This is a genomic window from Pantoea cypripedii (assembly GCF_011395035.1).
Classification (GTDB): domain Bacteria; phylum Pseudomonadota; class Gammaproteobacteria; order Enterobacterales; family Enterobacteriaceae; genus Pantoea; species Pantoea cypripedii_A.
Map to the genome: position 1 here is coordinate 4,132,436 of NZ_CP024768.1, position 25,349 is coordinate 4,157,784.

Here is a 25,349-nt window from a genome sequence, read left to right on the forward strand (position 1 = left end):
GTAGTTATCCCCCTCCATCGGGCAGATCCCCAGACATTACTCACCCGTCCGCCACTCGTCACCCAAGGAGCAAGCTCCTCTGTGCTACCGTTCGACTTGCATGTGTTAGGCCTGCCGCCAGCGTTCAATCTGAGCCATGATCAAACTCTTCAATTTAAGTTTGATGCTCAAAGAATTAAACTTCGTAATGAATTACGTGTTCACTCTTGAGACTTGATATTTTTTAAGTCCGTAGACTTTTGATATCAATCCTGCGAGTGCCCACACAGATTGTCTGATAAATTGTTAAAGAGCAGTGCCACATTTCTCGTGTGGCGCGGGTTGCGTATGTTACGCTTTCCGCGTTTTCAGTCAAGCATTTATTTTTGCTTTTCTGAAGGTTGCCACTTAAGGCCACCTACTTAACTCAGCGCTTCGTAAGCCGTTGTGCCGTGTCAGTGGAGGCGCATTATAGGGAGTTCTTTGAGGCTGACAAGTGCTAAATGCAATTTAATTTCTGAGTGTTGTTTTTTTCGACGAAAAGCCACTAAAGCGCCAGTTTTTCCAGCAATGGGAAGCCATAACGCTGCAATACTGCTGATAATTGCAGCACTTCCTCATCCATCCGGGTACAAAATGCCATATTAGACGCAGAAGATAGTGCAGTGGGCGTAGCCTGTTGCAGCAGCCAGGCTGTTCGACGCGCAATCGCCGCGCCAGAATCCACCAGCCTCGTCCCCTCCGGCAGCACCAGCTGTAACTCGTCGCGCAATAAAGGGAAGTGAGTACATCCCAGCACCACCGTATCCGGCGGCTCCTTCATGCGCAGCCATGGCTGTACCACGCGGCGCACATCATCCAGCAGCACTTCTTCTCCGTGCAGCTTCGCCTCAGCCAGTTCGACCAGCTCTGAAGAACCCAACATTTTAATCTGGCATTCGCGCGCAAACTGCGCCACCAGCTCATGGGTATACGGACGTTTTACCGTGCCCCGCGTCGCCAGTAACCCGACAACACCATTACGCGTTAAGCGCGCTGCCGGTTTAATGGCGGGTACCACACCCACCACCGGGAAGGAGAACTTTTCACGCAATGCGGGTAAAGAAACCGTACTGGCCGAGTTACAGGCAATAACCACCAGCGCCAGCGGAAACCGTTGCGTGATGGACTTAACCACCGAAACAACGCGTTCGACGATGTAGTCTTCGGTTTTTTCACCGTAGGGGAAACCTTCATTATCGAAGGCGTAGAGATAGTGGAGATCCGGCAGAAGTTGCCGAATCTCTTCGTAGACGGAGAGCCCACCGACGCCGGAGTCAAACACCAGCACGGTGGGACGCAGATCAGAAGCTGTAGCTGGCGCTGAGGTAATACTCCGTTCCTGGAGTTTGATAGCCATACACTGTCTCGTAGTCTTTATCGAACAGGTTGGCAATTCTACCACGAACGGTGAGCTGAGAGGTGACCGGATACGATACAGCCAGATCCCATAAACTCACGCCGCCCAGTTTAATGCGTTGCGCAGAATAGGAGTGGTTGTAATCGTTGTCGTAACGCTCACCGAGGTAGTGATAGGTGATGGACCAGTCCAAATCGAACACCGTCCAGTCGAGCTGGTATTTCACCTGCTGCTTAGCACGGCGTAACAATTGCTGATTGGTTTCTGCATCACGCGCATCGACATAATCATAAGAAATCGTATGACTCAGAGGACCGGTATCGAAAGAAGCCGTGGCTTCAACGCCTTTAATACGCGCTTTGTCGATGTTGTAGTAAACGTAGGTGCTTGGGTCGCTATCAATCAGGTTATCGATGTCATTGCGATAGCCCGACACACGCCAGTTTACCGGGCCGGTTAAGCCATCAAAACCGCCTTCCCATTGTTTACTCTCTTCCGGCTTCAGATTTGGGTTGCCGTAGTAACTGCTATAAAGCTGTCCCAGGTTAGGCGCTTTGAACGCAGTCGCATAAGAGGCAAAGACATGGTAGCCATCAACAAATTCCCAGGCGGCGCTGCTCTGCCAGGTGCTATGCCAGCCAAAGGCATTGTTGTCATCACCACGTACCGCGCCTTCCAGCGTCACGCTACCAAACTGCTGCTGGGCCGTCGCGTAGATGCCGGTGTTACGCTGTTCCTGACCATCCACCGTGGAATTGGTACCGGGTTCTGAAGTCTGTTTCTGCCAGTCAACACCGCCACTAATGGCACCATGCCCCACCTGTACCGTGTTGCCCCATTGCAGGTTGTACTGCTGAACATCATCCAGCGAAGCGGTGGCATCATATTTACCCAGCTGAGGACTGTAGTTGTAATCCTTGGTGTGGCTGTAACTGGCGATCAGCTGAGAAGAATAGATGCCCTGATTAAAGCGCAGGCCGGTATCCCATGTCTGGCTGTAAAGCTGACGGGTATCAACAAAGGTGTTGGGTTCAACATAAGTTGGGTAGCCGTCATAGGCGGTACGGTTATCAAAGCCGTAACCACGCACGAAGCCGCTGAACTGGTCGCTGAACTGATGCTCCAGTGAGCCGTAAAGGGTTTTGCTCATAAATCCGTCACGGTCTTTTTGCGCCGGATCGCCATAGATGTCTGGCAGGTTCGCCACCACATCATAGCCTTTGGTATAGGTATAGTTACCGGCCAGCGTCAGTTTGGTCGCATCACCCAATTGTTGCTGCGTCGAGCCATCGTAGCTTTGATAACCTTTCGACCCGACACCCGCCGTCAGCGTCGTACCGGTTTTATCGCGACCGGTAATGATGTTCACCACGCCACCGATGGCATCCGATCCATACACCGCCGAACGAGCACCACGGATATATTCGATGCGTTGCACCAGCGAGAGTGGAATCTGGCTGAGATCGGAAGAACCGGAGATACCCGCCTGGTTCAGGCGCACCCCGTCGATCAGAATCAACACGTGGCTGGAATTAGTACCACGGATAAACATCGAACTTTGCTGGCCGAGTCCACCGTTTTGCGCGATATCCACGCCCGGCAGGCGACGCATCACATCGGTGAGGCTTTTTGCCTGCCAGCGATCGATTTCTTCCCGGGTAACCACCGTGGTGGGTGCAAGCACGGAAGAAACCGGCTGAGCAAAACGGTTGGCGGTAACGATTTGCGTATCATCATCCTGCTGGGCATAGCCATATTGCGCCCAGAGAGACACCGCCGTTGCACTGAAGGCAAACAGCGAAGCATGTGTTTTTTTCATTGTTATAGCATCCAAAAGACGAAGCAGGATGCCGCAGGCATACGATCGATAGCACGCGATGACCGTACGAATTGCGACGTCACACCGGCAGGTCTTCGGGCTGAGAATCATTAATGGTGAAGACTTCCCATCCCACAGGACAGTGTCTGCATCAGCAATCACCACGACATTCTTTACCGCTGCGCGTCAGCTCCAGATTCACACTGGATTCCCTTTTAACTCAAGGAGGCCGGCTGCCGCAGTCTACGGATAAGAAGGCCAGAAATCCAGACTTCCAGCCATCTTCTTTCGCGCGGTGCTGGACATCAGCAGGTGAATGCCTACAATCGCCCGGCAAGCAGGCTTATTACCAGGATTAAAGATGACACCCGAACAACTCCCGATTGAACAATACGACGCGCAACTGGCGGAAAAAGTCAGCCGTTTGCAGGCGATGATGACACCATTTGCTGCGCCTGAGGTGGAGGTGTTTCGTTCACCGGTCAGTCACTACCGCATGCGCGCCGAATTCCGCATCTGGCACGATGGTGACGATCTGTACCACATCATCTTTGATCAGCAGACCAAACAACGCATTCGGGTTGATCAATTTCCTGCCGCCAGTGAATTGATCAACCAGCTGATGCCAAAAATGATCGATGCGATCCGTGATAACCGCGTCCTGCGCCATAAATTGTTCCAGATCGATTATCTGTCGACGCTGAGCAACCAAATCGTCATTTCTCTGCTTTATCACCGTAAACTGGAGGAGGAGTGGCAGCAGGCGGCGACGGCGTTACGCGATGCCCTGCGCGCTGAAGGTCTTGATGTCCAGCTGATTGGACGTGCCACCAAAACCAAAATCTGTCTCGATCGTGATTATATTGATGAGCGCCTGCCGGTAGCGGGCAAAGAGTTAATTTATCGTCAGGTAGAGAACAGTTTCACCCAGCCCAATGCGGCGATGAATATTCAGATGCTGGAGTGGGCGCTGGATGTGACACAAAACGCGCGCGGCGATCTGCTGGAGCTGTATTGCGGTAATGGTAACTTTTCGCTGGCGCTGGCGCGGAATTTCCGTCGCGTGTTAGCAACGGAAATCGCTAAACCTTCGGTGGCGGCGGCGCAATACAATATTGCCGCCAATCAGATTGATAATGTGCAGATCATCCGCATGGCGGCAGAAGAGTTCACCCAGGCCATGAACGGCGTGCGCAGTTTTAACCGCCTGGAAGGTATCGACCTGCAAAGTTATCAGTGTGAAACCATTTTCGTTGATCCGCCGCGTAGCGGGCTGGACGCCGAAACCGTCCGGATGGTGCAGGCTTACCCGCGCATCCTTTATATCTCCTGCAATCCGCAGACGCTGTGCGACAATCTCGCCACGCTGGCGGAAACCCATGACGTTGCACGCCTCGCGCTGTTTGATCAATTCCCCTACACCCATCATATGGAGTGTGGCGTGTTACTGACGCGCAAAGCCTGAATAAAAAACGGGAACCCTGAGGTTCCCGTTTTTTTTAATTCTTGTTCTTCGGTCGCTTAAAGCGTGTCGCAATCCAGAACACCAGCGCCACCATCAGGATGGTGGGAATAAAGTTGGAGCCGATATCCGGATACTCGGCACGAACCAACGCGCTGTAGACCAGAATCCCCAGCAGAAAAAACGCCGCTGCCAGTGAAGGCATACCATCCGGCATATTGCGGTTCAGGTAACGCTGATGCAGGCACCAGGCCGCCAGGCCCAGGGCGATCAGCGGAAAAATCGAAAACGGTACAAACGCACTGAACAGCACCGAAAAGGAGCCGTTGATGGCTAAACCGGTGATAAAAGCCAGTAAAAGCGTTCCTTTATCGCGAGGGTTTTGCTCAATCATTTCATTATCCTTATCACATTACTCTTCGGTTTTTTCCAGTGTTACCGACAGGCGCTCCTGCTCCCGGCGATACCAGTAATACGCACCTTTGGCGATCATACGCAGCTGTAGCACCAGGCGGTCCTCCAGCTTGCGACGTTGCTCAATATCCACATCCAGCGCTTCCGCCCCAGCGCTGAACACGATGGTGACCATCGCTTCCGCCTGCGCTTCGGTAAAGCTACGCGGCATGCGGTTCTCCAGCTCCAGGTAATCCGCCAGTTCGGCAATGAAGTGTTGAATTTCACGCGCGACTGCCGCACGGAACGCAGCAGAGGTTCCGGAACGCTCGCGTAGTAAGAGACGAAAAGCGTTGGGATTGTTCCCGATAAACTCCATAAAAGTTGCGACGGAGGTCTTAATAATGCTGCCGCCCTTGGCAATACGCTGGCGTGCCTGACGCATCAGCTGACGCAACATCAGGCCACTTTCGTCAACCATGGTCAGACCCAGTTCATCCACATCCCGGAAATGACGGTAAAACGAGGTAGGCGCAATGCCAGCTTCGCGAGCGACCTCTCTCAGGCTCAGGCTGGCGAAACTCCGTTCTGCACTTAACTGACTGAAGGCGGCTTCAATCAAAGAACGCCTTGTACGTTCTTTTTGTTGCGCTCTGACGCCCATTCTCTCTGCCCTGTGAGTAATCAGGCAGGCACTATAACAAACTTTGTAGCCGCCAGTGCCGCAAAGTTTGTGAATGCCTGTGAACCTCACGCTTTGTCAAAATCAGGCAAAAATCACTGTTAGAATTCAGAAGTGCGCGGCGAGATGTTAGAATCTCGTTGTAAAAATGTATAGAAACATAGGACGTACTGGTATGCAAAAGTCTTACGATTACGATGCCATTGTGATTGGCTCCGGTCCGGGCGGTGAAGGTGCGGCCATGGGGCTGGTGAAGCAGGGAGCGCGCATCGCAGTGATCGAACGCTACCATAACATCGGCGGCGGTTGTACTCACTGGGGCACCATCCCTTCCAAAGCGTTGCGTCATGCTGTCAGCCGTATTATCGAGTTCAATCAAAACCCCCTTTATAGTGACCACACCCGGCTTCTGCGCTCCTCCTTTGCGGATATCCTTAACCACACCGAAAACGTCATCAGTCAGCAAACGTCGATGCGGCAGGGTTTTTACGAGCGTAACCGGTGTGAGCTGTATCAGGGCGATGCGCATTTTGTTGATGCCAACACCATCGAAGTGGAACAACCGGATGGCACCCGCGAACGCTTAACCGCAGAAAAGTTTGTTATTGCCTGCGGATCGCGCCCTTATCATCCGCATGATGTCGATTTCACCCATCCACGTATTTATGACTCCGATTCGATCCTCAATCTGCACCATGAACCGGGCCACGTCATTATCTATGGTGCCGGGGTGATCGGCTGTGAATATGCCTCCATTTTCCGCGGTCTGAACGTGAAGGTTGACCTGATCAACACCCGCGATCGTCTGCTGGCGTTTCTCGACCAGGAGATGTCGGATTCATTGTCTTATCACTTCTGGAACAGCGGCGTGGTGATTCGTCACAACGAAGAGTTTGAGAAGATTGAAGGCGTGGACGATGGCGTCATCATTCACCTCAAATCCGGCAAGAAGGTGAAAGCAGATTGCCTGCTGTACGCCAATGGTCGAACCGGTAATACCGATTCACTGGCGCTGGAAAATGTCGGCCTGGAGGCAGATGGTCGTGGCCTGCTGAAGGTCAACAGCATGTACCAGACGGCGCAGCCGCATATTTATGCGGTCGGTGACGTGATCGGTTATCCGAGCCTGGCTTCAGCCGCCTATGACCAGGGTCGCATCGCTGCTCAGGCCATTATTAAAGGCGAAGCCACCGCGCATCTGATTGAAGATATCCCCACCGGGATTTACACCATTCCGGAGATCAGTTCAGTCGGAAAAACGGAACAGCAGCTGACTGCAATGAAAGTGCCCTATGAAGTGGGACGTGCACAGTTCAAACACCTGGCGCGTGCACAGATTGTCGGAATGAATGTGGGCAGTCTGAAGATTCTGTTCCACCGTGAAACCAAAGAAATTCTGGGCATTCATTGCTTTGGCGAACGTGCGGCAGAAATCATTCATATCGGCCAGGCCATCATGGAACAGAAAAATGGCGGTAACACGATTGAATACTTCGTGAATACCACCTTTAACTATCCCACTATGGCCGAAGCCTATCGCGTTGCCGCGTTAAATGGCTTAAACCGCCTGTTTTAACGTGTTATCGAGATAACCCTGCATATGGGTTTTGATCGCTTCTGCCAGCTGCTCATAGCGGCTGCGCAGAGGCGAGCCGGGACGATAGACCAGCGCGATGGTACGCTGTGGCACTGGCTTATAACAGGGCAGATAACATACACCATCACGCACGCGCTCATTCGGCACCGCCAGCGCAGGCAATAACGTGATGCCACTTCCGGCAGCGACCATATTGCGCAGCGTTTCCAGGCTGGTCGCACGGAAATGGGTGTCTTCATCAGCGCCGGCTTCAAAGCAGAAACCCATCGCCTGATCGCGCAGGCAGTGACCATCTTCCAGCATCAGCAACTTTTCACCAGCCAGATCCGACATGGGTACACGATCGCGATCGTGCCACGGGTGATCCTCGTAGATCGCCAGTTTCATCGGCTCGTCAAACAGCGGCACCTCGATAAAGGCTTCGCTCTCTTTCACCAGCGCCAGAATTGCACAGTCGAGTTTGCCGCTATCGAGTTGTGACAATAGCTGCTGCGTCTGCGCTTCGTGCAGATACATTTCAAGCTTGGGAAAGGTCTGATGCAGCATCGGAATAATTTGCGGCAACAGATAAGGTCCCGTGGTGGGGATAAGCCCAATGTGCAACGGCCCGGACATGGTTTCGCCCTGCTGGCTGGCCATCTCCTTCAGTACCTTCACTTCACGCAGCACGGTGCGCGCCTGATCCACCAGCAACAGCCCAGCCTGGGTAAACAATACCTTACGGCTGGTGCGTTCCAGCAGCATGACGCCCAGTTCATCTTCCAGTTTGCGAATTTGTCCGCTCAGCGTTGGCTGGCTGACATGGCAGGCATCCGCTGCACGGCGGAAATGACGGTGCTCCGCAAGCGAAACCAGATACTCCAGATCACGAATGTTCATTGATATCCTCCGAACCACGATAGCCCGTGGCGATAGATAGAATAGCAATGAACGATTAGCCCTATCAAGCCACTGACAGGAATAATACGTGCCATCTGAAGCAATGATGAAAAAAGGCTGAGAAGACGGAGCAACACCTGCAATCAGTCTGATAAATCACTGTGTTGGCCGGGAGTGCCAGCCCTTTGATGATGTGCCTATAAAATAATGAAATTCCGAAGCTAGAGGTTGGCGGGCTATCCATAGCCCGCTTTTTTTTGGCCTTAGCTCAGGCGTTGTTGCGCTTCCTGAATGGCCAGCGCCACCTGCTGTGGTGCCACGCCGCCACGGGCGTTACGCTTATCCAGGCAGGATTGCAGCGACAGAATCGGATAAACATCGTCCTCAATCACCGCACTGAACTGCTTCAGCTGCGCCAGGCTTAACGCTTCCAGCGCCACGCCCTGTTTAATCGCTTCTACCACCGCTTCACCAACGATATGGTGCGCTTCACGGAATGGCACGCCTTTAGCGACCAGATAATCCGCCAGTTCAGTGGAGTTCGCATAACCCTGCTCCGCCGCTTCCTGGCAACGCGGACGTTTTACCTGAATACCGTCCAGCACCAGTACCGACATATGCAGGCAGTCCAGCCAGGTGTCGAGCGCGTCGAACAGGCCTTCTTTGTCTTCCTGCATATCTTTGTTGTAGGCCAGCGGCAACCCTTTCAGCGTCATCATCATACCGGTCAGCGCGCCCTGCACACGGCCACATTTGCCGCGAATCAGTTCCAGCGCATCCGGGTTTTTCTTCTGCGGCATCAGTGAGGAACCGGAAGTGACTTTGTCCGACAACTCCACAAAGCCTGCTTCGCCGGTGTTGAAGAAAATCATGTCTTCAGCAAAGCGCGACAGGTGCACCATACCGATGGATGCATCAGACAGCAGTTCCAGCACGTGGTCGCGGTCAGAAACGGTATCAAGACTGTTGCGGGTAGCAGAAGCAAAACCTAACCACCCCGCCAGCTGCTGACGATCAATCTCGTAAGCGGTACCGGCCAGCGCGCCGCAGCCCAGCGGGCTGACGTCAAGACGCTTCAGGGTGTCCTGCAGACGGCTTTCATCACGTGCCAGCATTTCGACATAGGCGAGACACCAGTGGGCAAAAGTTACCGGCTGGGCGCGTTGCAGGTGGGTATAGCCCGGCATCACGGCATCCTGATTCGCCTCTGCCGTCGCCACCAGCGCTTTCTGCAGCTCACGCGTCGCGTCCAGCAGTACCGCAACCTGCTCTTTGCACCACAGTTTCAAATCGGTGGCGACCTGGTCATTACGGCTACGGCCGGTGTGCAGCTTTTTACCCAACGCACCGACTTTATCAATCAGTTTGCCTTCCACCCAACTGTGGATGTCTTCGGCATCGCTCTGCAGAATTTGCTGCGGATTAGCACGCACTTCGGCCAGCAGCGCCTGTAACGCCGCCTCCAGCTGCTGCTGTTCGTCGCTGCTCAGTACATTGACCGTGACCAGCGCTTTTGACCAGGCGACAGAACCGATGATGTCCTGCTCCGCCAGGCGATAGTCGAAACGCAGCGAGTCATTGAATTGTTTGAACCGTTGGTCTGCTGCCTGGGTAAAGCGTCCACCCCAAAGTGCCATCTGAATACTCCTGAATGCTGTTAAACAAAGGGCGGCCCGAAGCCGCCCTTATGAATGTGTCGTTCGCGCGGAATTACTTTTTCTGCTCGTTCAGCGCACGGATGCGTGAAGAGAGCGAGAACAGACGGATAAAGCCGCCCGCGTGACGGTGATCGTACACTTCGTCTTCGCCGAAGGTGGCAAACTCTTCTGAGTACAGGCTGTTGGCAGATTTCTTCTGAATTGCGGTAGCCTGGCCTTTGTACAGTTGCAGCACGACTTCACCGTTCACCAGCTCAGCCAGCGACTCGGCAGCCGCCTGGATAGACTGACGCAGCGGCGCAAACCAGCGACCGTCATACACCACGTATGACATTTCCTGGCCCAGCTGCTCGCGCCATTTGAAGCTGTCACGATCCAGAACCAGCTGCTCAACCGCACGCAGGGCGTTGACCATAATGGTGCCCCCCGGGGTTTCATAGCAACCACGGGATTTGATACCCACCAGACGGTTTTCCACGATGTCGATACGGCCCACACCGTGCTTCGCACCCAGTACATTCAGCTTTTCCAGACAGGCGAACGGGCTGAGTTTCTCACCATTCACCGCCACCACGCGGCCTTTTTCCACGGTCACGGTGACGTTTTCCGGCTGATCCGGTGCTTCCAGCGGATCGACGGTCCACACCCAGCAATCTTTGTTCGGGGCGTTCCACGGGCTTTCCAGCACGCCGCCTTCGGTGGAGATATGCCAGGCGTTCTCGTCACGGCTGTAGATTTTTTCCAGCGACGCGGTAGTCGGGATGTTGCGCTCTTTCAGGTAGTCGAGCAGCGCTTCACGGGAACGCAGGTTCCATTCGCGCCACGGAGCCACCACTTTCAGCTGCGGAGCCAGCGCGGTATAGGTGGTTTCAAAACGCACCTGGTCGTTACCTTTGCCGGTCGCACCATGGCACAGTGCATCAGCACCCACTTTAAGTGCCAGCTCAACCTGCGCTTTGGCGATAATCGGACGCGCCATTGAAGTACCCAGCAGGTAGGTGCCTTCGTACAGCGCACCGGTCTGCAAAACCGGGTAAACATATTCACTGATGAACTCTTCACGCAGGTCAACCACGTGGCACTCAGAGGCACCTGACTGCAGCGCTTTCTTCTCAACGCCATCCAGATCTGCAGGGTCCTGGCCGATATTCGCCACGAAGGCAACCACTTCACAACCGCCGTAGTTCTCTTTCAGCCATGGAATGATGGCAGACGTATCAAGGCCACCGGAGTAAGCCAGAACAATTTTTTTGATGCCTTGCGTTTGCATTTCGTAATCCTTGAATCAGAGTCGTTAAGCGAGAATCCGGGTGCCAATCGACACACCGTTGAAAAGAGTTGGCAGCTGTTCAGCATGACGCCAGCTGGCGATGTCCACGGGGCGACCCAGGGTACGTGCCGCGTCCAGCGCTGCGTTAACTTTGACGATCATGCCATCGGTAATGATGCCCTGAGCAATCAGCTGCTCGGCTTTCGCGGCGGTCATCTCTGCGATGCGCTGACCTTTGCCATCCAGAATGCCACTGACGTCAGACAACAGGACCAGATCCGCACCGATGGTGGCTGCCAGCGCGGTAGCCGCCTGGTCCGCGTTGACGTTCATCAGCTCACCCGCATCGGTGATACCGATGGAGCTGATCACCGGCATATAGCCTGCACCCAGCAGCGTGTTGATAAGCTGAGGGTTACCCGGCGTCGCGTTACCCACGTGGCCCAGTTCTTCGTCGAACTGCGCAACATTCACCAGGCCAGCATCACCCAGGCACAAACCTACCGCATTGATGCCATATTTCTTCGCCCAGGCCAGCAGGGTTTTGTTGGCCGTGCCTGCCAGGGCACCAGTAATAATGTCAATCTGATCGGCTGGCGTCACGCGCAAACCGTTCTTCTTTTTCACCGGCAGTGCGAGCTTCTTCATCAGCTCATCCACCAGGCAGCCACCGCCATGCACGATGATCAGCGGGCGCTGATACTCGGTGCGGTACGCCAGCAATGCATCAAACAGACGGGCCAGCGCTTCTTCGCTGTCCAGCAGGACGCCACCCAGTTTAATAATCAGAGGATTGGTCATGGTTTACTTACTCGCCCGTTAAATCAGTGACAGCGTTTCGGGGAAGCCGAAACGAATATTCAAACACTGTACCGCCTGAGAAGAGGCACCTTTCAGCAGGTTGTCTTCCGCGGCAACCACAATCAGGTGCTCACCCTGCACGGCAAAACCGATATCGCAGAATGGCAGGCCGACCACGCCTTTCAATGCCGGAACGCCTTTCTTATAGAGACGCACCAGCGGTTTGTCATGGTAGGCGTTGTGGAATGCTTCCGCCACATCCTGTTCACTCACGCCAGGCTTCAGGCGGCAGGTAATGGTGGCGAGAATGCCGCGTGGGAAATTCCCCAGATGCGGCGTAAAGATCACCGGCGTGCCAAGATGGGCAACAATTTCCGGATGATGACGATGATTGAAGATGCCATACGGCTGCAGGCTGACTTCGCAGAAGCTGGTGGTGACGCTGGCTTTGCGTCCGGCACCGCTCACGCCACTGGTGGCATTGATTACCGGCCACTGCGCTTCATTGAGCAGGCCCGCTTCCACCAGCGGTTTCAGCGCCAGCTGTGAGGCAGTCGGATAGCAGCCCGGCACCGCGACCAGCTGTGCTTCTTTGATTTTCTCGTGCTGCCATTCAGCCAGACCGTAAACCGCTTTATCCAGCCAGTCGCCGTGCTGATGGGTGAAACCGTAATATTGGGTATAGAAAGCATCGTCGTTAACGCGGAACGCTCCAGAGAGATCAAAGACCACGCAACCCGCTTTCAGGAATTCCGGTGCCAGATCGTGGCTGACTTCATGCGCCGTGGCGAGAAAAACCACATCGACTTTATCCGCCCATTCAGACGCATCACTCAGCGGCTGCAACGGCAGGTCGACAATCCCTTTCAGCTGTGGATGCAGGTCGGACAGTAACTTTCCGGCATCCGGGCTTTGCGCTGAAACCGCTAAAGCGGTTATGTTCATATGCGGATGGCGATTCAGGTAGGTGGCAAGCTCTACGCCAGCATAACCACTGGCACCAACGATCAGCGTATTCAACATCAGGCTGTATACCTTATTACAGTCACACGTTCCGGGTCGCGGCCTTGCCCCGTTGCCCACGATGCCGTTTGCAGAAAATTTACTGTTCACATGCAGACGACGTTAATGTATTTTTATTCACTATTAATGCATGAATATTGATACATCCTAACCCAAGGACCGTCAACAGTGAAGACAAAATTACCACCTTTTATCGAACTCTACCGCCAGCTGATTGCCACACCGTCGATCAGTGCCACTGACGCCGCACTCGATCAGAGCAATGAAACTTTAATCAATTTGCTGGCAGGCTGGTTTCGTGATCTTGGTTTCAGTACCGAGGTGCAACCGGTACCGGGTACACGGCATAAATTTAACCTGCTGGCGAAGACGGGATCGGGCGCGGGTGGCTTGTTACTGGCGGGTCACACCGATACCGTTCCGTTCGATGATGGCCGCTGGACGCGCGATCCTTTTACCCTGACCGAGCACGACAACAAGTTATACGGTTTAGGCACCGCAGATATGAAAGGTTTCTTTGCCTTTATTCTGGATGCGCTGCGTGACGTTGACGTGACCAAACTGAGCAAACCGCTCTATATTCTCGCCACGGCCGATGAAGAAACCACCATGGCAGGCGCGAAGTATTTTGCCGAGTCCACCCAGCTGCGTCCGGATTGCGCCATCATCGGCGAGCCGACGTCACTTAAGCCGGTGCGTGCGCACAAAGGCCATCTCTCCAATGTGATTCGTATTCAGGGACAATCGGGCCACTCCAGCGATCCGTCACGCGGTGTAAACGCCATTGAATTGATGCATGAATCGATCACCCAGCTGATGCAGCTGCGTAACACGCTGAAAACGCGTTACAACCACGACGGTTTTGCTATCCCCTACCCGACCATGAACTTCGGTCATATTCATGGTGGCGATGCCGCCAACCGCATTTGCGCCTGCTGCGAGCTGCATATGGATATTCGTCCGCTGCCGGGCCTGACCCTGAGCGATCTGGATGGTCTGCTGAATGAAGCGCTGGCCCCGGTGAGCGAACGCTGGCCAGGCCGTTTGACCGTGGGCGAGTTACATCCGCCGATTCCGGGTTATGAGTGCCCGGTTGATCATGAGCTGGTCAAAGTGGTGGAGAAATTGCTGGGCACGCCGACCGAAGTGGTGAACTATTGCACCGAAGCGCCGTTTATTCAGCAACTCTGCCCAACCCTGGTGTTAGGCCCAGGTTCCATCAATCAGGCCCATCAACCGGATGAGTTTATTGATACGGCATTTATTAAACCGACCCATGCGCTTATCACGCAGGTCGTGCAGCATTTTTGCCACTGATGAACAATTGATGGGGCATTTCACTGTTTAATCAGCAAAATGCCCTGTCAATGTTCGGGATTTGATAATAAGAATAACTTATCTCGCTTCACTCTCGTTAAATTCTTTGAATTTCCATCATTTAGCAGCGAAATTTCGTCAGTTTAAGGCAATTGACGAACAGAGCGATACGTGGCTAGATAAAAGACGAAGTTATGCCCGTTGGGTATATAGATTAAAAAGACGATAAGGGTGTCAGGGTCACATGAACGAACAATATTCCGCAATGCGAAGTAATGTCAGTATGCTCGGCAAACTGCTCGGGGATACGATAAAGGATGCACTGGGAGAGAACATCCTCGATCGGGTGGAGACCATCCGCAAACTCTCCAAGTCATCTCGTGCAGGAAATGACACTCATCGTAAGGAACTGCTGTCCACACTGCAAAATCTCTCCAATGACGAGCTATTACCGGTCGCTCGCGCATTCAGTCAGTTCCTGAATCTTACCAACGTGGCTGAACAGTATCAGACCATTGCACGCAGCGGTGAAGGTGCCAACCACCCGGAGCTACTGAAAACCACGTTTGATCGCCTGAAACAACAGAAAGACCTCAACGAAAGCGATATCCGTGCCGCTATTGAATCGCTCTCGCTGGAACTGGTGCTCACTGCACACCCCACCGAAATTACCCGTCGCACGCTGATCCATAAACTGGTAGAAGTGAACAGCTGCCTGCAACAACTCGACCATAGCGATATCACCGAGTATGAGTACAACCAGGTGATGCGCCGTCTGCGCCAGCTGGTTGCTCAGGCCTGGCACACCGACGAAATCCGTAAATACCGTCCAACGCCGGTCGATGAAGCCAAATGGGGCTTTGCCGTGGTGGAAAACAGCCTGTGGGAAGGTGTACCGGCGTTTCTGCGCGAGCTGAATGAGCAAGTGGAAGAAACCTTTGGTATGCAGCTGCCGGTGGATTTTGTCCCGGTTCAGTTTACTTCATGGATGGGTGGTGACCGCGACGGTAACCCGAATGTCACCTCCAGCGTAACGCGACAGGTGATGCAGCTGAGCCGCTGGAAAGCGGCCGACCTGTTCCTGCGCGATATCGGTGTGTTGATTTCTGAATTGTCGATGTCCGAGTGCAGCAACGAAGTGCGTGAATTGTGCGGCGACCCGGAAGCGCTGGAGCCGTACCGCGTCATTCTGAAGCGCATCCGCAGCCAACTGGTGACCACCCAGGCGTTCCTGGAACGCCGTCTGAAAGGCGAGCGCGTGCCGCGTCCAGCCGATTTGCTGGTGTCCAACGATCAGCTGTGGCAGCCGCTGTATGCCATTTACCAGTCACTGCAACAATGCGGCATGGGCATCATCGCCAATGGTCAGCTGCTGGATACCCTGCGTCGCGTGAAGTGCTTTGGCGTGCCGCTGGTACGTATCGATCTACGCCAGGAGAGCACCCGTCATACTGAAGCGATTGCCGAGGTGACGCGCTATCTCGGCCTCGGTGATTACGAAAGCTGGTCAGAAGCCGACAAGCAGGCCTTCCTGATCCGCGAACTGAATTCCAAACGCCCACTGCTGCCGCGTCAGTGGGAACCAAGCGATAACACCCGTGAAGTGCTGGATACCTGCAAAGTGGCGGCCGAAGCTCCGCAAGGCTCAATTGCCGCTTATGTCATCTCCATGGCCAAGGTGCCATCAGATGTGCTGGCCGTGCATCTGCTGCTGAAAGAAGCCGGTATCGCCTACGCGATGCCAGTGGCACCGCTGTTTGAAACGCTTGATGACCTGAACAATGCCAATGACGTGATGAGCCAGCTGCTGGGCATCGACTGGTATCGCGGCTTTATTCAGGGCAAGCAGATGGTGATGATTGGCTATTCTGACTCAGCAAAAGATGCCGGTGTGATGGCCGCCAGCTGGGCGCAGTATCAGGCCCAGGATGCCCTGATCAAGACCTGCGAGAAAGCCGGTATCGCCCTGACGCTGTTCCACGGACGTGGCGGCTCTATTGGTCGTGGCGGTGCACCGGCGCACGCTGCGCTGCTGTCACAGCCGCCGGGCAGCCTGAAAGGCGGCCTGCGTGTCACCGAACAGGGTGAAATGATTCGCTTTAAATACGGCCTGCCGGAAGTGACGATCGCCAGCCTGTCGTTGTATACCGGCGCGATTCTTGAAGCCAACCTGATGCCGCCGCCGGAACCGAAACGTGAATGGCGCGACATCATGGACGGTTTATCCGCCCACTCCTGCGCAATGTACCGTGGTTATGTGCGCGAGAATCCTGATTTCGTCCCTTATTTCCGCTCGGCAACGCCGGAGCAGGAACTGGGTAAACTGCCACTCGGCTCACGTCCGGCGAAACGCCGTGCCAGCGGTGGCGTGGAGTCGCTGCGAGCCATTCCGTGGATTTTTGCCTGGACGCAAAACCGCCTGATGCTGCCCGCCTGGCTGGGTGCTGGTGCAGCGATCCAGAAAGCCATGGAACAAGGCCACCAGGATCAGCTGGAGGCGATGTGCCGCGACTGGCCGTTCTTCTCCACCCGTCTCGGCATGCTGGAAATGGTGTTTTCGAAAGCCGACCTGTGGCTGGCGGAATACTATGATCAACGCCTGGTAGACAAAGCATTGTGGCCGCTGGGCCAGCAGCTGCGCGATCAACTGGATGCCGATATCAAAGCGGTGCTGACCATCGCTAACGATGCGCATCTGATGGCGGATCAGCCGTGGATTGCTGAATCCATCGCCCTGCGTAACGTCTACACTGACCCGCTTAACGTGCTGCAGGCTGAACTGCTGTACCGTTCACGCGCGCAGGAAGAACGCGGTGACGAACCGGATGCGCGCGTAGAACAGGCGCTGATGGTCACCATCGCGGGTGTCGCGGCGGGAATGCGTAATACCGGTTAATAACCAGGTCGCCATAAATGGCGACCCTACGATATTGATAAATAAACACATTTGTAGGGTGCGCATTCATGCGCACCAGCAAAAAAACAAAAAAGGGGCCGAGGCCCCTTTTTTTAATTCAGCAATTTACCATCAAACCGCAATGGCCGGACGCACACCCAGCGTGTGGCAAATCGCGTAACTCATCTCGGCACGGTTCAGGGTGTAGAAGTGGAAATCTTTCACTCCTTCACGCGACAGAATCTTCACCATATCCATCGCGATATTGGCACCCACCATCTTGCGGGTTTCCGGGTCATCATCCAGACCGGCAAACATCGCGTTCATCCAGCCAGGAACACGCACGTTGGTCATGGTGGCAAAACGCTGCAACTGTTTGAAGTTAGACACCGGCAGGATACCCGGCACGATTTCCACATCAATACCGGTCGCCACACAGCGATCGCGGAAGCGCAGGTAGCTTTCGACATCAAAGAAGAACTGGGTAATTGCGCGGTTGGCACCGGCATCAATCTTACGCTTCAGGTTGATCAGGTCTGCCTGCGCACTTTTGGCTTCCGGGTGGACTTCCGGGTAAGCCGCAACGGAGATATCGAAATCACCCACTTCTTTCAGCAGCTCAACCAGGTCAGCACCGTACATCTCCGGCTTGCCCGCACCGGGCGGTAAATCGCCGCGCAGCGCGACGATATGGCGAATGCCGCTATCCCAGTAATCGTGGGCGATAGTGCGCAGTTCGTCACGGGTCGCATCGATGCAGGTCAGATGTGGAGCGGCTTCCAGGCCGGTACGCTCTTTAATCCCTTTGATGATGCTATGGGTACGGTCACGCTCGCCGGAATTCGCGCCATAGGTGACCGAGACAAATTTCGGCTTCAGGCTGCTGAGGCGGTCGATTGAGTTCCACAGGGTTTCTTCCATTTCGCTGGATCGTGGCGGGAAAAACTCAAAGGAGACATTAATTTGCCCGTTCAACTCAGCCAGGCTTTGATTCAGCGCTTCGCGCTGATTGGCATGAAAGAAACTCATCCTGTTACCTCATCGTCACACATCGATTATTTGCGGCCTGCGAACATCCATACGTTTAGACGTCCAGATGCACAAAATGAACGATCCGCAGCGTAGCGTCAACTGAAAATTAATAAACAGGAGTGACAAATATTCAACCAACATGAAAGAGTTTCATGATCGAGGCAGAGAAGATGAAAAAAGCAGACGACAGGAAGTCGTCTGCGGGAGAAAGCAGATTACAGCAGTTGCGCGAGGCGGTTGATATCCGACTGAATCGCCCCGGCGGTGACATCACGTCCGGCACCTGGCCCACGAATGACCAGTGGGTTATCACGATACCAGCGGCTTTCAATAGCGAACACGTTGTCGCATGGCAGCAGCGCCGCCAGCGGATGCTCAGGGCGCACAGCTTCCACCCCTACGCGAGCCTTGCCATTGGCATCGAAGCGCGCCACGTAACGCAGCACCAGCCCCATTTCCTGGGCCGCTTCCAGTCGCTGCAGCATCTGCTCATTCAGTTCATCTGCGTTCTCAAAGAAGTGATCGATCGATTCCCCTTCACAGCTGGACGGCACCAGCGACTCCACGCGAACCTGATCCGGTTCGATGTTGTAGCCCGCTTCACGCGCCAGAATCACCAGCTTACGCATCACGTCCTGTCCGGAAAGGTCAACACGCGGATCGGGCTCCGTCAGCCCCTGCTGCCACGCCTGATCCACCAATTCGGTGAACGGCACGGTGCCATCAAATTGCAGGAACAACCAGGAAAGCGTGCCCGAGAAAATTCCGCTGATGGCCAGAATCGCATCCCCACTCTCACGTAAATCACGCACCGTATGGTTTACCGGCAAGCCCGCCCCCACGGTGGCGTTATACAGCCAATGACGACCGGTTTTGGCAAAGGCATCGCGAATCTGTCGCCAGCTTTGGCTATTTGACGCACCAGCAACCTTGTTAGCACTGATGACATGGAAACCATGGCTGGCGAAATCCAGATACTGCTGCGCCAGCGGCTCACTGGCGGTGACATCCAGCACCACCAAATCATCGAACGGATGCGCGCGCATCCACAGGAACAGCGACTCTTCATCGCGATCCTCAGCTTCATCATCAAAGAACGCCAGTGCACGGCTGGCTTCAAGGCCGTCATAGCTCAGCAGGCTACGGCGACTGTCCGCCACACCCGCCAGAACGAACTCAAACCCGGTACGCGCCGATAACGTCTCCTGCTCGCGGGCAAACAGCTCCAGCCAGCGCGAGCCGATGTTGCCTTTACCGAACAGCATCAGGCCAATACGTTTCTCTGCACGAAACAGCGACTGATGCAGTCCCTGAATCAAATGCTGGGTCGGTCCGACACGCAGCACCGCCACGATGCTGATATGCTCGTCAGACTGCCAGACAAATTCTACCGGCTGGTCTTTGATTTGTTGCCAGAAGCGGTGACTGTGCAGCGGGTTGCGCGTCACGCCTGCCCCTACCAGTGCCACCAGCGCTAAGCCATCGCGCAGTTGCAGATGACCCGGCAATGCGGCGTCCTGCAACAGGTTAAAGGCACTATTCACCACTTCTGAGGTGTAGCACAGCTGCAAAAGCTGTCGATCCGGGTGTGTCCCTACTGCCAGCGGTCGCAACTGTGCGCGCTTGAGCAGCAGGTCAATCTCTTTGTTCAGAATGCCAAAGTCGTGGCTGTCAGGGATTTGAATCTCGATCAGGCAGACATCATCGTGACTGGTCACAATACGTGCCCCGGTACCCGAAGCCAGCACGCGCTCAATACGCGTAGACCCCTGCTCTGGCTGATAACTGCAACGCAGTTGCAGGTCGATATCGCTATTCGACACCGGTTGCAGGGTGCGGGTATGCAGCACCGGCGCAGCAAGACGCGCCAGCTCGCTGGCTTCATCCAGACGCAGCAACGGCAGCAGACAGGCATCGGAAACTTTACGCGGGTCAGCACTGTAGACCCCGGCGACGTCACTCCAGATAGTCACGCGCCCGACACCGGCCAGCGCGCCAATCTGCGTGGCCGAATAGTCCGAACCGTTACGGCCCAGCAAAACGGTTTCACCCGCCTCGTTACGGCTGATAAATCCGGTCACCACCAGGCGCTTATGCGGATGCTGTGTCAGCAGCGCCTGCAACAGCGGCCAGGATTTTCCTTCATCAACCTGCGGCTGTGCAGCGCGTTCAGCACGCAGGAAATCACGTGCATCAAGCCAGACCGCTTCAATATCACGCTGGCTCAGCACCGCCGCCATCAGACGCGCCGACCAAATTTCACCATGCCCGACCACTTCGGCGTAAACCGCATCGGTAATGGTGCCATCCAGCAGTGCTGCCAGTTTTTCCAGATCGCGGATAAATGTCGTGGTGAGGGTTTCTGCGGTTTCAGCAGGCAGCAGCGAAGCGATCAGCTCGCTGTGGAAACGCCGTAAAGCCTGTTGCACCTGATGCGCAGACAACCGATCGTTTTGACTCAGTTTGAGCCAGCTAATCAGCTGGTTAGTGGTACTGCCGGCAGCAGAGACCACCATCATATCGCCCGGCTGGCTGTAATCCGCCATAATAGTGGCTACGCGCTGATAGCAACGCGCATCGGCCAGGCTACTGCCACCAAATTTGTGCAACTGCTTACTGGTCGGCGTTCCCGCGCCTGCTGAAATCGTCATGGTTACCCCTCGGCTGCGATCCTGAATGCATTATCCAGATCGGCGATTAAATCTTCGTGATCTTCAATTCCGACAGAAATGCGGAGCAACGTTTCAGAAATTCCCGCTGCTGCGCGCGCTTCGGCAGACATGCCGGCATGCGTCATGGTTGCGGTATGCGAAATCAGGCTTTCAACACCACCCAGCGATTCCGCCAGCGTAAACAGCTGTAACGCTTTCAGAAAACGGCGCAGGCGGCTTTCGTCGGCGTCCAGCTCGAAACTTAACATGGCACCAAAACCGCGCTGTTGACGTACCGCATACTCGTGACCGGCATTTTCCGGCAGGGAAGGATGATACAGTTTTTTTACCAGCGGTTGTTGCTTTAGGTAATCAACAATGGCCAGTGCATTACGCTGTGCCGCCGCCATACGCGGTGCCAGGGTGCGCAGACCACGCAGCAGCAGATAACTATCAAAGGCTGCGCCGGTCACGCCGATATTATTGGCCCACCAGGCGAGATCGGTCACCAGCGCCGGATCTTTCGCAATCACCGCGCCCGCCACCACATCGGAGTGACCATTGAGGTATTTGGTACAGGAGTGAAGCACCAGATCAGCGCCCAGAGCCAGCGGGTTTTGCAGGGCCGGGCTGAGGAAAGTGTTATCCACCACGCTGATGGCACCGGCTTCGCGTGCGGCCTGACAGATCGCAGCAATATCCACCACGCGTAATAAAGGATTGCTTGGACTTTCGACCAGCACCAGTTTCGGTTTCTCGGCCAGCGCAGCCTGTAATGCGGCTTTATCGCCCTGGTCGACAAATTTCACCCGGTACGCTCCGCGTTTACTCAGGCTGTCGAACAGACGATAGCTGCCGCCGTAGCAGTCATGCGGGGCCACCAGCAAATCGCCCGGCTTCAGGAACACCGTCGTCACCAGGTGAATCGCGGACATACCGGTATTGGTTAATACCGCGCCTGCGCCACCTTCCAGTTCTGCCAGCGCACGCTGCACCACATCACGCGTCGGGTTACCGCGACGGGAATAGTCGTGAGCGCGAGGCTCATTGAAATCGAGAAAGTTATAGGTGCTGGAAAGGTGAATGGGTGGGACAACGCAGCCATATTGCTCGTCATCATTCAAACCGCTGCGCACTGCGATGGTTGCCTGTTTACGCGTCATGGTGCTTACTGTTCCTGAAGAGTAAAAAGAAGAGGCCACAGGATAGCATCCCGACAATAGACGTCAATACATCTGGACATCTAAATGTCTTTGCGTATAGATTGAGCAAAGCATCAATACCCGCTAAAATTACGCGTCATCGCCTGGTGTTCAAAATGCGCTTTCTTCGGGAAAGTGATGTTTAAGCATAAAACCTGCACTTTCAGGGGTCAGGCACCAAAAAATCGGGCATAATCAACGGATTTCCCCACATTCCACTTTTATTGATTAAGGTAACCCATGGCTGAATGGAACGGCGAATATATCAGCCCTTACGCTGAGCACGGTAAGAAGAGCGAGCAGGTCAAAAAGATTACGGTTTCTATCCCGCTGAAAGTGCTGAAGATTTTAACGGACGAGCGTACCCGCCGTCAGGTGAACAACCTGCGTCATGCCACCAACAGTGAGCTGCTGTGCGAAGCCTTCCTGCATGCTTTCACCGGTCAGCCTCTGCCGGACGACGTTGATCTGCGTAAAGAACGCAGTGATGAGATCCCGGAAGAAGCGAAGAAAATCATGCGTGAGATGGGCATCAATCCCGATACCTGGGAATACTGACGCCAGAAACAAAAAAACCCAGCCGAAGCTGGGTTTTTTCTTGTTGCCGACTCCCGAAAGAGCCGACGACAAACAAATCTTATTTCTTGCTGGTCGGCAGGCTGAAACGCTTGTTGAAGCGATCAACACGGCCACCGGTGTCAACAACACGTTGTTTACCAGTGTAGAACGGGTGGCATTTGCCGCACACGTCCAGGTTCAGGTTGTGGCTCATAGTAGAGCGAGTGTTGATCACGTTACCGCAAGAGCAAGTGATGGTCACTGCTTCGTATTTCGGGTGAATACCTTTTTTCATGGGAGAACCTCATAAAAGGCCGTGTCGCTCTCCGTGCCAGGTTAAACCTGCACAGCACCACACGCGGTTGAACAATATGTGTAAGCTTTGACGAGCGTTTCTCATCAAAGGCGGCGCGCAGTATACAGAAAATGACCGCTTTTGGCAAGATATCCGCTTGCCGCGCCAGCGTGTACACTACTTCTCCTTATTACAGAACCGGATAGAGATTGTCATGCCCGTTGTTCAGGTTGCCCTGCCCGTCCCGCTGCCTCGCCTGTTTGACTACCTGCTGCCTGCCGATGCACCGCAGCCGGTAGCGGGCGTGCGCGTCAGCGTGCCATTTGGCAACCGTAAAATGGTGGGCATCGTCGTCGGGGTGCGTGAAACCAGCGATCTGCCGCTGACACAGCTGAAGCAGGTTGATGAAATACTCGATAGCAGCAGCCTCTACTCTCCGGCACTGTGGCGCATTTTACAGTGGGCAGCGCAGTATTATCATTCACCGCTGGGTGAAGTGCTGAACCACGCCATACCCGTGTTGCTGCGCCAGGGCAAACCAGCCCAGGAAGCACCGCTGTGGCAATGGGTGATTAATGATGCCGGGCGCGAAGTGGCGTTAGAAAGCCTGAAGCGTGCACGCAAGCAGCAGCAGGCGCTGGCAGCATTACGGCAGCAGCCACTTTATCGTCATCAGGTCAGCGACCATGACCTCACCGATGCCGCGTTACAGGCGCTGCGCGCCAAAGGCTTGTGTGATCTGCGTGAACACGCGGCGCAATTAGTTGACTGGCGCGACACGTTCGCCGTTAAAGGTGAGAGGTTGCGGCTTAACACCGATCAGGCGATGGCAGTGGGTGCCATTCGCAGCGAAGACGATCGCTACGCCGCCTGGTTGCTGGCCGGTATCACCGGTTCGGGCAAAACTGAGGTCTATCTCAGCGTGCTGGAAAATGTGCTGGCGCGAGGAAAACAGGCGCTGGTGCTGGTGCCGGAAATCGGTCTGACGCCACAAACCATTGCCCGCTTTCGTGAACGCTTCCACGCACCGATTGATGTACTGCATTCGGCGCTGAATGATAGCGAACGCCTCGCCGTCTGGCTGCGGGCGCGCAGTGGTGAAACCGCCATTGTCATTGGTACCCGCTCGGCGCTGTTTACGCCGCTGGCGCGTCCCGGTGTGATCATTATTGATGAGGAGCACGATAGCTCCTACAAGCAGCAGGAAGGCTGGCGTTATCAGGCACGTGATCTGGCTGTATTCCGCGCCCATGAGGAAGATATTCCGATTGTCATGGGTTCCGCCACCCCGGCACTGGAAACACTACACAATGTGCGCAATGGCAAATATCGCCAGCTCAATCTCACCAAACGCGCGGGTAATGCCAAACCCGCGCTACAGCAATTAGTTGATCTCAAAGGACAACAGCTAAAAGGCGGGCTGGCACCGGCGCTGCTGGGCAAAATGCGCCAGCATTTGCAGGCGAATAATCAGGTGCTGCTGTTCCTTAACCGACGCGGTTTTTCGCCAGCCCTGATGTGCCATGACTGCGGCTGGCTGGCAGAGTGCCAGCGCTGCGATCGTTATTACACCCTGCACCAGCATCATCGTCAGCTACGCTGCCATCATTGCGACAGCCAGCGCCCCTTGCCACATCAGTGTCCGCAATGTGGTTCTACCCACCTGATGCCGGTCGGCGTTGGCACGGAACAGCTGGAACAACAGCTCGGTACCCTCTTCCCTGGCGTCCCGGTCTCGCGTATCGACCGGGATACCACCAGCCGCAAAGGCGCACTGGAGCAGCATCTGGCAGATGTTCATCGCGGCGGTGCGCGCATCCTGGTAGGGACGCAGATGCTGGCGAAAGGTCACCACTTCCCCGACGTCACGCTGGTTTCATTATTAGATGTCGATGGCGCGTTGTTCTCGGCCGATTTCCGTGCTGCCGAGCGTTTCGCGCAGCTCTATACTCAGGTCGCGGGCCGTGCCGGTCGTGCGGGCAAGCAAGGCGAAGTGTTATTGCAGACGCACCATCCCGAGCATCCATTGCTGCAAACCTTGCTGCATCGCGGTTATTTCGCGTTTGCCGAGCAGGCGCTGCTGGAGCGTCAGTCGGTGCATCTGCCCCCCTGGACCAGCCATGCGCTGTTTCGCGCGGAAGATCTGGATAATCAGCAGGCGGCCGAATTTCTGAGTCAGTTAAGAAACTTACTGGAAGCCAGCCCACTGAAAGATCAGTCGCTGTGGCTGATGGGGCCGGTTCCGGCGCTGCAACCAAAACGCAGCGGACGCTGGCGCTGGCAGCTGCTGCTGCAACATCCGTCACGCAAACGTCTGCAACAATTGCTCAGCAGCTCGCTGCCGCTGGTTGCGACGCTACCCGCTGCGCGTAAAGTCAAATGGACGCTGGATATCGACCCGACCGAGAGCTGACGCGCGTCACATCTGCGAGCCGG

General features: G+C 55.0%; 20 protein-coding genes and 1 riboswitch. Of the genes, 7 read left to right on the forward strand and 13 right to left on the reverse strand.

Annotated elements, in window-relative coordinates; genetic code table 11:
- Window positions 1-210, forward strand: a 210-nt coding sequence (locus tag CUN67_RS30290; RefSeq protein ID WP_217621298.1) for a hypothetical protein, incomplete at its 5' end; no start/stop codon positions are given.
- A 316-nt stretch (window positions 211-526) separates the two neighbouring features.
- Here CUN67_RS30290 and murI read toward each other — a convergent pair.
- Entirely contained in the window at window positions 527-1,378 is an 852-nt protein-coding gene (gene murI / locus CUN67_RS19340; RefSeq protein ID WP_208716877.1) for a glutamate racemase, read from the reverse strand.
- On the reverse strand, window positions 1,323-3,197 hold the full coding sequence (btuB, locus tag CUN67_RS19345; RefSeq protein ID WP_208716878.1) for a TonB-dependent vitamin B12 receptor BtuB: 1,875 nt from the start codon (window positions 3,195-3,197) through the stop codon (window positions 1,323-1,325). The genes murI and btuB overlap by 56 nt, the downstream gene beginning before the upstream one ends.
- Before the next feature lie 68 nt (window positions 3,198-3,265).
- Window positions 3,266-3,446: riboswitch (cobalamin riboswitch) on the reverse strand.
- Window positions 3,447-3,558: 112 nt separating this feature from the next.
- Here btuB and trmA point away from each other — a divergent pair.
- The gene (gene trmA / locus CUN67_RS19350) at window positions 3,559-4,662 is read left to right on the forward strand and encodes a tRNA (uridine(54)-C5)-methyltransferase TrmA (RefSeq protein WP_208716879.1); all 1,104 of its coding nucleotides are present in this window, start codon (window positions 3,559-3,561) and stop codon (window positions 4,660-4,662) included.
- Window positions 4,663-4,696: 34 nt separating this feature from the next.
- Here the strand turns inward: trmA and CUN67_RS19355 are convergent, their stop codons facing one another.
- Together CUN67_RS19355 and fabR are read right to left on the reverse strand one after the other, a co-directional pair.
- Window positions 4,697-5,053, reverse strand: coding sequence for a YijD family membrane protein (locus CUN67_RS19355; RefSeq protein ID WP_208716880.1), 357 nt, complete (start codon window positions 5,051-5,053; stop codon window positions 4,697-4,699).
- An 18-nt stretch (window positions 5,054-5,071) separates the two neighbouring features.
- Window positions 5,072-5,716, reverse strand: a complete 645-nt coding sequence (gene fabR / locus CUN67_RS19360) for an HTH-type transcriptional repressor FabR (RefSeq protein ID WP_208716881.1) — start codon at window positions 5,714-5,716, stop codon at window positions 5,072-5,074.
- A 193-nt stretch (window positions 5,717-5,909) separates the two neighbouring features.
- Here fabR and sthA point away from each other — a divergent pair, with 193 nt between their 5' ends.
- The gene (gene sthA / locus CUN67_RS19365) at window positions 5,910-7,310 is read left to right on the forward strand and encodes a Si-specific NAD(P)(+) transhydrogenase (RefSeq protein ID WP_208716882.1); all 1,401 of its coding nucleotides are present in this window, start codon (window positions 5,910-5,912) and stop codon (window positions 7,308-7,310) included.
- Here sthA and oxyR read toward each other — a convergent pair.
- The 5 genes from oxyR to argC all read right to left on the reverse strand — a co-directional run bounded on the left by oxyR (window position 7,293) and on the right by argC (window position 12,962).
- On the reverse strand, window positions 7,293-8,210 hold the full coding sequence (gene oxyR, locus CUN67_RS19370) for a DNA-binding transcriptional regulator OxyR (RefSeq protein WP_208716883.1): 918 nt from the start codon (window positions 8,208-8,210) through the stop codon (window positions 7,293-7,295). The genes sthA and oxyR overlap by 18 nt on opposite strands.
- A gap of 263 nt (window positions 8,211-8,473) precedes the next feature.
- Entirely contained in the window at window positions 8,474-9,847 is a 1,374-nt protein-coding gene (argH, locus tag CUN67_RS19375) for an argininosuccinate lyase (protein WP_208716884.1), read from the reverse strand.
- 73 nt (window positions 9,848-9,920) lie between these two features.
- Window positions 9,921-11,138 (reverse strand): argininosuccinate synthase, encoded by a 1,218-nt coding sequence (locus CUN67_RS19380; RefSeq protein ID WP_084877836.1) that lies wholly within the window; start codon window positions 11,136-11,138, stop codon window positions 9,921-9,923.
- Window positions 11,139-11,162: 24 nt separating this feature from the next.
- Entirely contained in the window at window positions 11,163-11,939 is a 777-nt protein-coding gene (argB, locus tag CUN67_RS19385) for an acetylglutamate kinase (RefSeq protein WP_208716885.1), read from the reverse strand.
- 18 nt (window positions 11,940-11,957) lie between these two features.
- Window positions 11,958-12,962, reverse strand: a complete 1,005-nt coding sequence (argC, locus tag CUN67_RS19390; RefSeq protein WP_208716886.1) for an N-acetyl-gamma-glutamyl-phosphate reductase — start codon at window positions 12,960-12,962, stop codon at window positions 11,958-11,960.
- Between the two features lie 168 nt (window positions 12,963-13,130).
- Between argC and argE the strand changes: the two genes are divergently transcribed.
- Together argE and ppc are read left to right on the forward strand one after the other, a co-directional pair.
- Window positions 13,131-14,279 (forward strand): acetylornithine deacetylase, encoded by a 1,149-nt coding sequence (gene argE, locus CUN67_RS19395; protein ID WP_208716887.1) that lies wholly within the window; start codon window positions 13,131-13,133, stop codon window positions 14,277-14,279.
- 244 nt (window positions 14,280-14,523) lie between these two features.
- Complete coding sequence (gene ppc / locus CUN67_RS19400; RefSeq protein WP_208716888.1) at window positions 14,524-17,175, forward strand: phosphoenolpyruvate carboxylase; 2,652 nt, start codon at window positions 14,524-14,526, stop codon at window positions 17,173-17,175.
- Between the two features lie 132 nt (window positions 17,176-17,307).
- Here the strand turns inward: ppc and metF are convergent, their stop codons facing one another.
- The 3 genes from metF to metB all read right to left on the reverse strand — a co-directional run bounded on the left by metF (window position 17,308) and on the right by metB (window position 22,021).
- The gene (gene metF / locus CUN67_RS19405) at window positions 17,308-18,204 is read right to left on the reverse strand and encodes a methylenetetrahydrofolate reductase (RefSeq protein WP_208716889.1); all 897 of its coding nucleotides are present in this window, start codon (window positions 18,202-18,204) and stop codon (window positions 17,308-17,310) included.
- 218 nt (window positions 18,205-18,422) lie between these two features.
- Complete coding sequence (locus CUN67_RS19410) at window positions 18,423-20,858, reverse strand: bifunctional aspartate kinase/homoserine dehydrogenase II (protein ID WP_208716890.1); 2,436 nt, start codon at window positions 20,856-20,858, stop codon at window positions 18,423-18,425.
- A 2-nt stretch (window positions 20,859-20,860) separates the two neighbouring features.
- The gene (metB, locus tag CUN67_RS19415; protein ID WP_208716891.1) at window positions 20,861-22,021 is read right to left on the reverse strand and encodes a cystathionine gamma-synthase; all 1,161 of its coding nucleotides are present in this window, start codon (window positions 22,019-22,021) and stop codon (window positions 20,861-20,863) included.
- Window positions 22,022-22,300: 279 nt separating this feature from the next.
- Between metB and metJ the strand changes: the two genes are divergently transcribed.
- The gene (gene metJ, locus CUN67_RS19420) at window positions 22,301-22,618 is read left to right on the forward strand and encodes a met regulon transcriptional regulator MetJ (protein ID WP_013510984.1); all 318 of its coding nucleotides are present in this window, start codon (window positions 22,301-22,303) and stop codon (window positions 22,616-22,618) included.
- Between the two features lie 79 nt (window positions 22,619-22,697).
- Here the strand turns inward: metJ and rpmE are convergent, their stop codons facing one another.
- On the reverse strand, window positions 22,698-22,913 hold the full coding sequence (gene rpmE / locus CUN67_RS19425; RefSeq protein WP_208716892.1) for a 50S ribosomal protein L31: 216 nt from the start codon (window positions 22,911-22,913) through the stop codon (window positions 22,698-22,700).
- Between the two features lie 214 nt (window positions 22,914-23,127).
- Here rpmE and priA point away from each other — a divergent pair, with 214 nt between their 5' ends.
- Window positions 23,128-25,326 carry a primosomal protein N' gene (gene priA / locus CUN67_RS19430; RefSeq protein WP_208716893.1) on the forward strand — a complete coding sequence of 733 codons (2,199 nt, stop codon included), beginning with the start codon at window positions 23,128-23,130 and terminating at the stop codon, window positions 25,324-25,326.
- Window positions 25,327-25,349: the final 23 nt, after the last annotated feature.

Bases quoted from the DNA above. Each gene is read 5' to 3' on its own strand.
- murI (WP_208716877.1), bottom strand. From the start codon at position 1,378: ATGGCTATCAAACTCCAGGAACGGAGTATTACCTCAGCGCCAGCTACA.
- btuB (WP_208716878.1), bottom strand. From the start codon at position 3,197: ATGAAAAAAACACATGCTTCGCTGTTTGCCTTCAGTGCAACGGCGGTG.
- trmA (WP_208716879.1), top strand. From the start codon at position 3,559: ATGACACCCGAACAACTCCCGATTGAACAATACGACGCGCAACTGGCG.
- CUN67_RS19355 (WP_208716880.1), bottom strand. From the start codon at position 5,053: ATGATTGAGCAAAACCCTCGCGATAAAGGAACGCTTTTACTGGCTTTT.
- fabR (WP_208716881.1), bottom strand. From the start codon at position 5,716: ATGGGCGTCAGAGCGCAACAAAAAGAACGTACAAGGCGTTCTTTGATT.
- sthA (WP_208716882.1), top strand. From the start codon at position 5,910: ATGCAAAAGTCTTACGATTACGATGCCATTGTGATTGGCTCCGGTCCG.
- oxyR (WP_208716883.1), bottom strand. From the start codon at position 8,210: ATGAACATTCGTGATCTGGAGTATCTGGTTTCGCTTGCGGAGCACCGT.
- argH (WP_208716884.1), bottom strand. From the start codon at position 9,847: ATGGCACTTTGGGGTGGACGCTTTACCCAGGCAGCAGACCAACGGTTC.
- CUN67_RS19380 (WP_084877836.1), bottom strand. From the start codon at position 11,138: ATGCAAACGCAAGGCATCAAAAAAATTGTTCTGGCTTACTCCGGTGGC.
- argB (WP_208716885.1), bottom strand. From the start codon at position 11,939: ATGACCAATCCTCTGATTATTAAACTGGGTGGCGTCCTGCTGGACAGC.
- argC (WP_208716886.1), bottom strand. From the start codon at position 12,962: ATGTTGAATACGCTGATCGTTGGTGCCAGTGGTTATGCTGGCGTAGAG.
- ppc (WP_208716888.1), top strand. From the start codon at position 14,524: ATGAACGAACAATATTCCGCAATGCGAAGTAATGTCAGTATGCTCGGC.
- metF (WP_208716889.1), bottom strand. From the start codon at position 18,204: ATGAGTTTCTTTCATGCCAATCAGCGCGAAGCGCTGAATCAAAGCCTG.
- CUN67_RS19410 (WP_208716890.1), bottom strand. From the start codon at position 20,858: ATGACGATTTCAGCAGGCGCGGGAACGCCGACCAGTAAGCAGTTGCAC.
- metB (WP_208716891.1), bottom strand. From the start codon at position 22,021: ATGACGCGTAAACAGGCAACCATCGCAGTGCGCAGCGGTTTGAATGAT.
- metJ (WP_013510984.1), top strand. From the start codon at position 22,301: ATGGCTGAATGGAACGGCGAATATATCAGCCCTTACGCTGAGCACGGT.
- rpmE (WP_208716892.1), bottom strand. From the start codon at position 22,913: ATGAAAAAAGGTATTCACCCGAAATACGAAGCAGTGACCATCACTTGC.
- priA (WP_208716893.1), top strand. From the start codon at position 23,128: ATGCCCGTTGTTCAGGTTGCCCTGCCCGTCCCGCTGCCTCGCCTGTTT.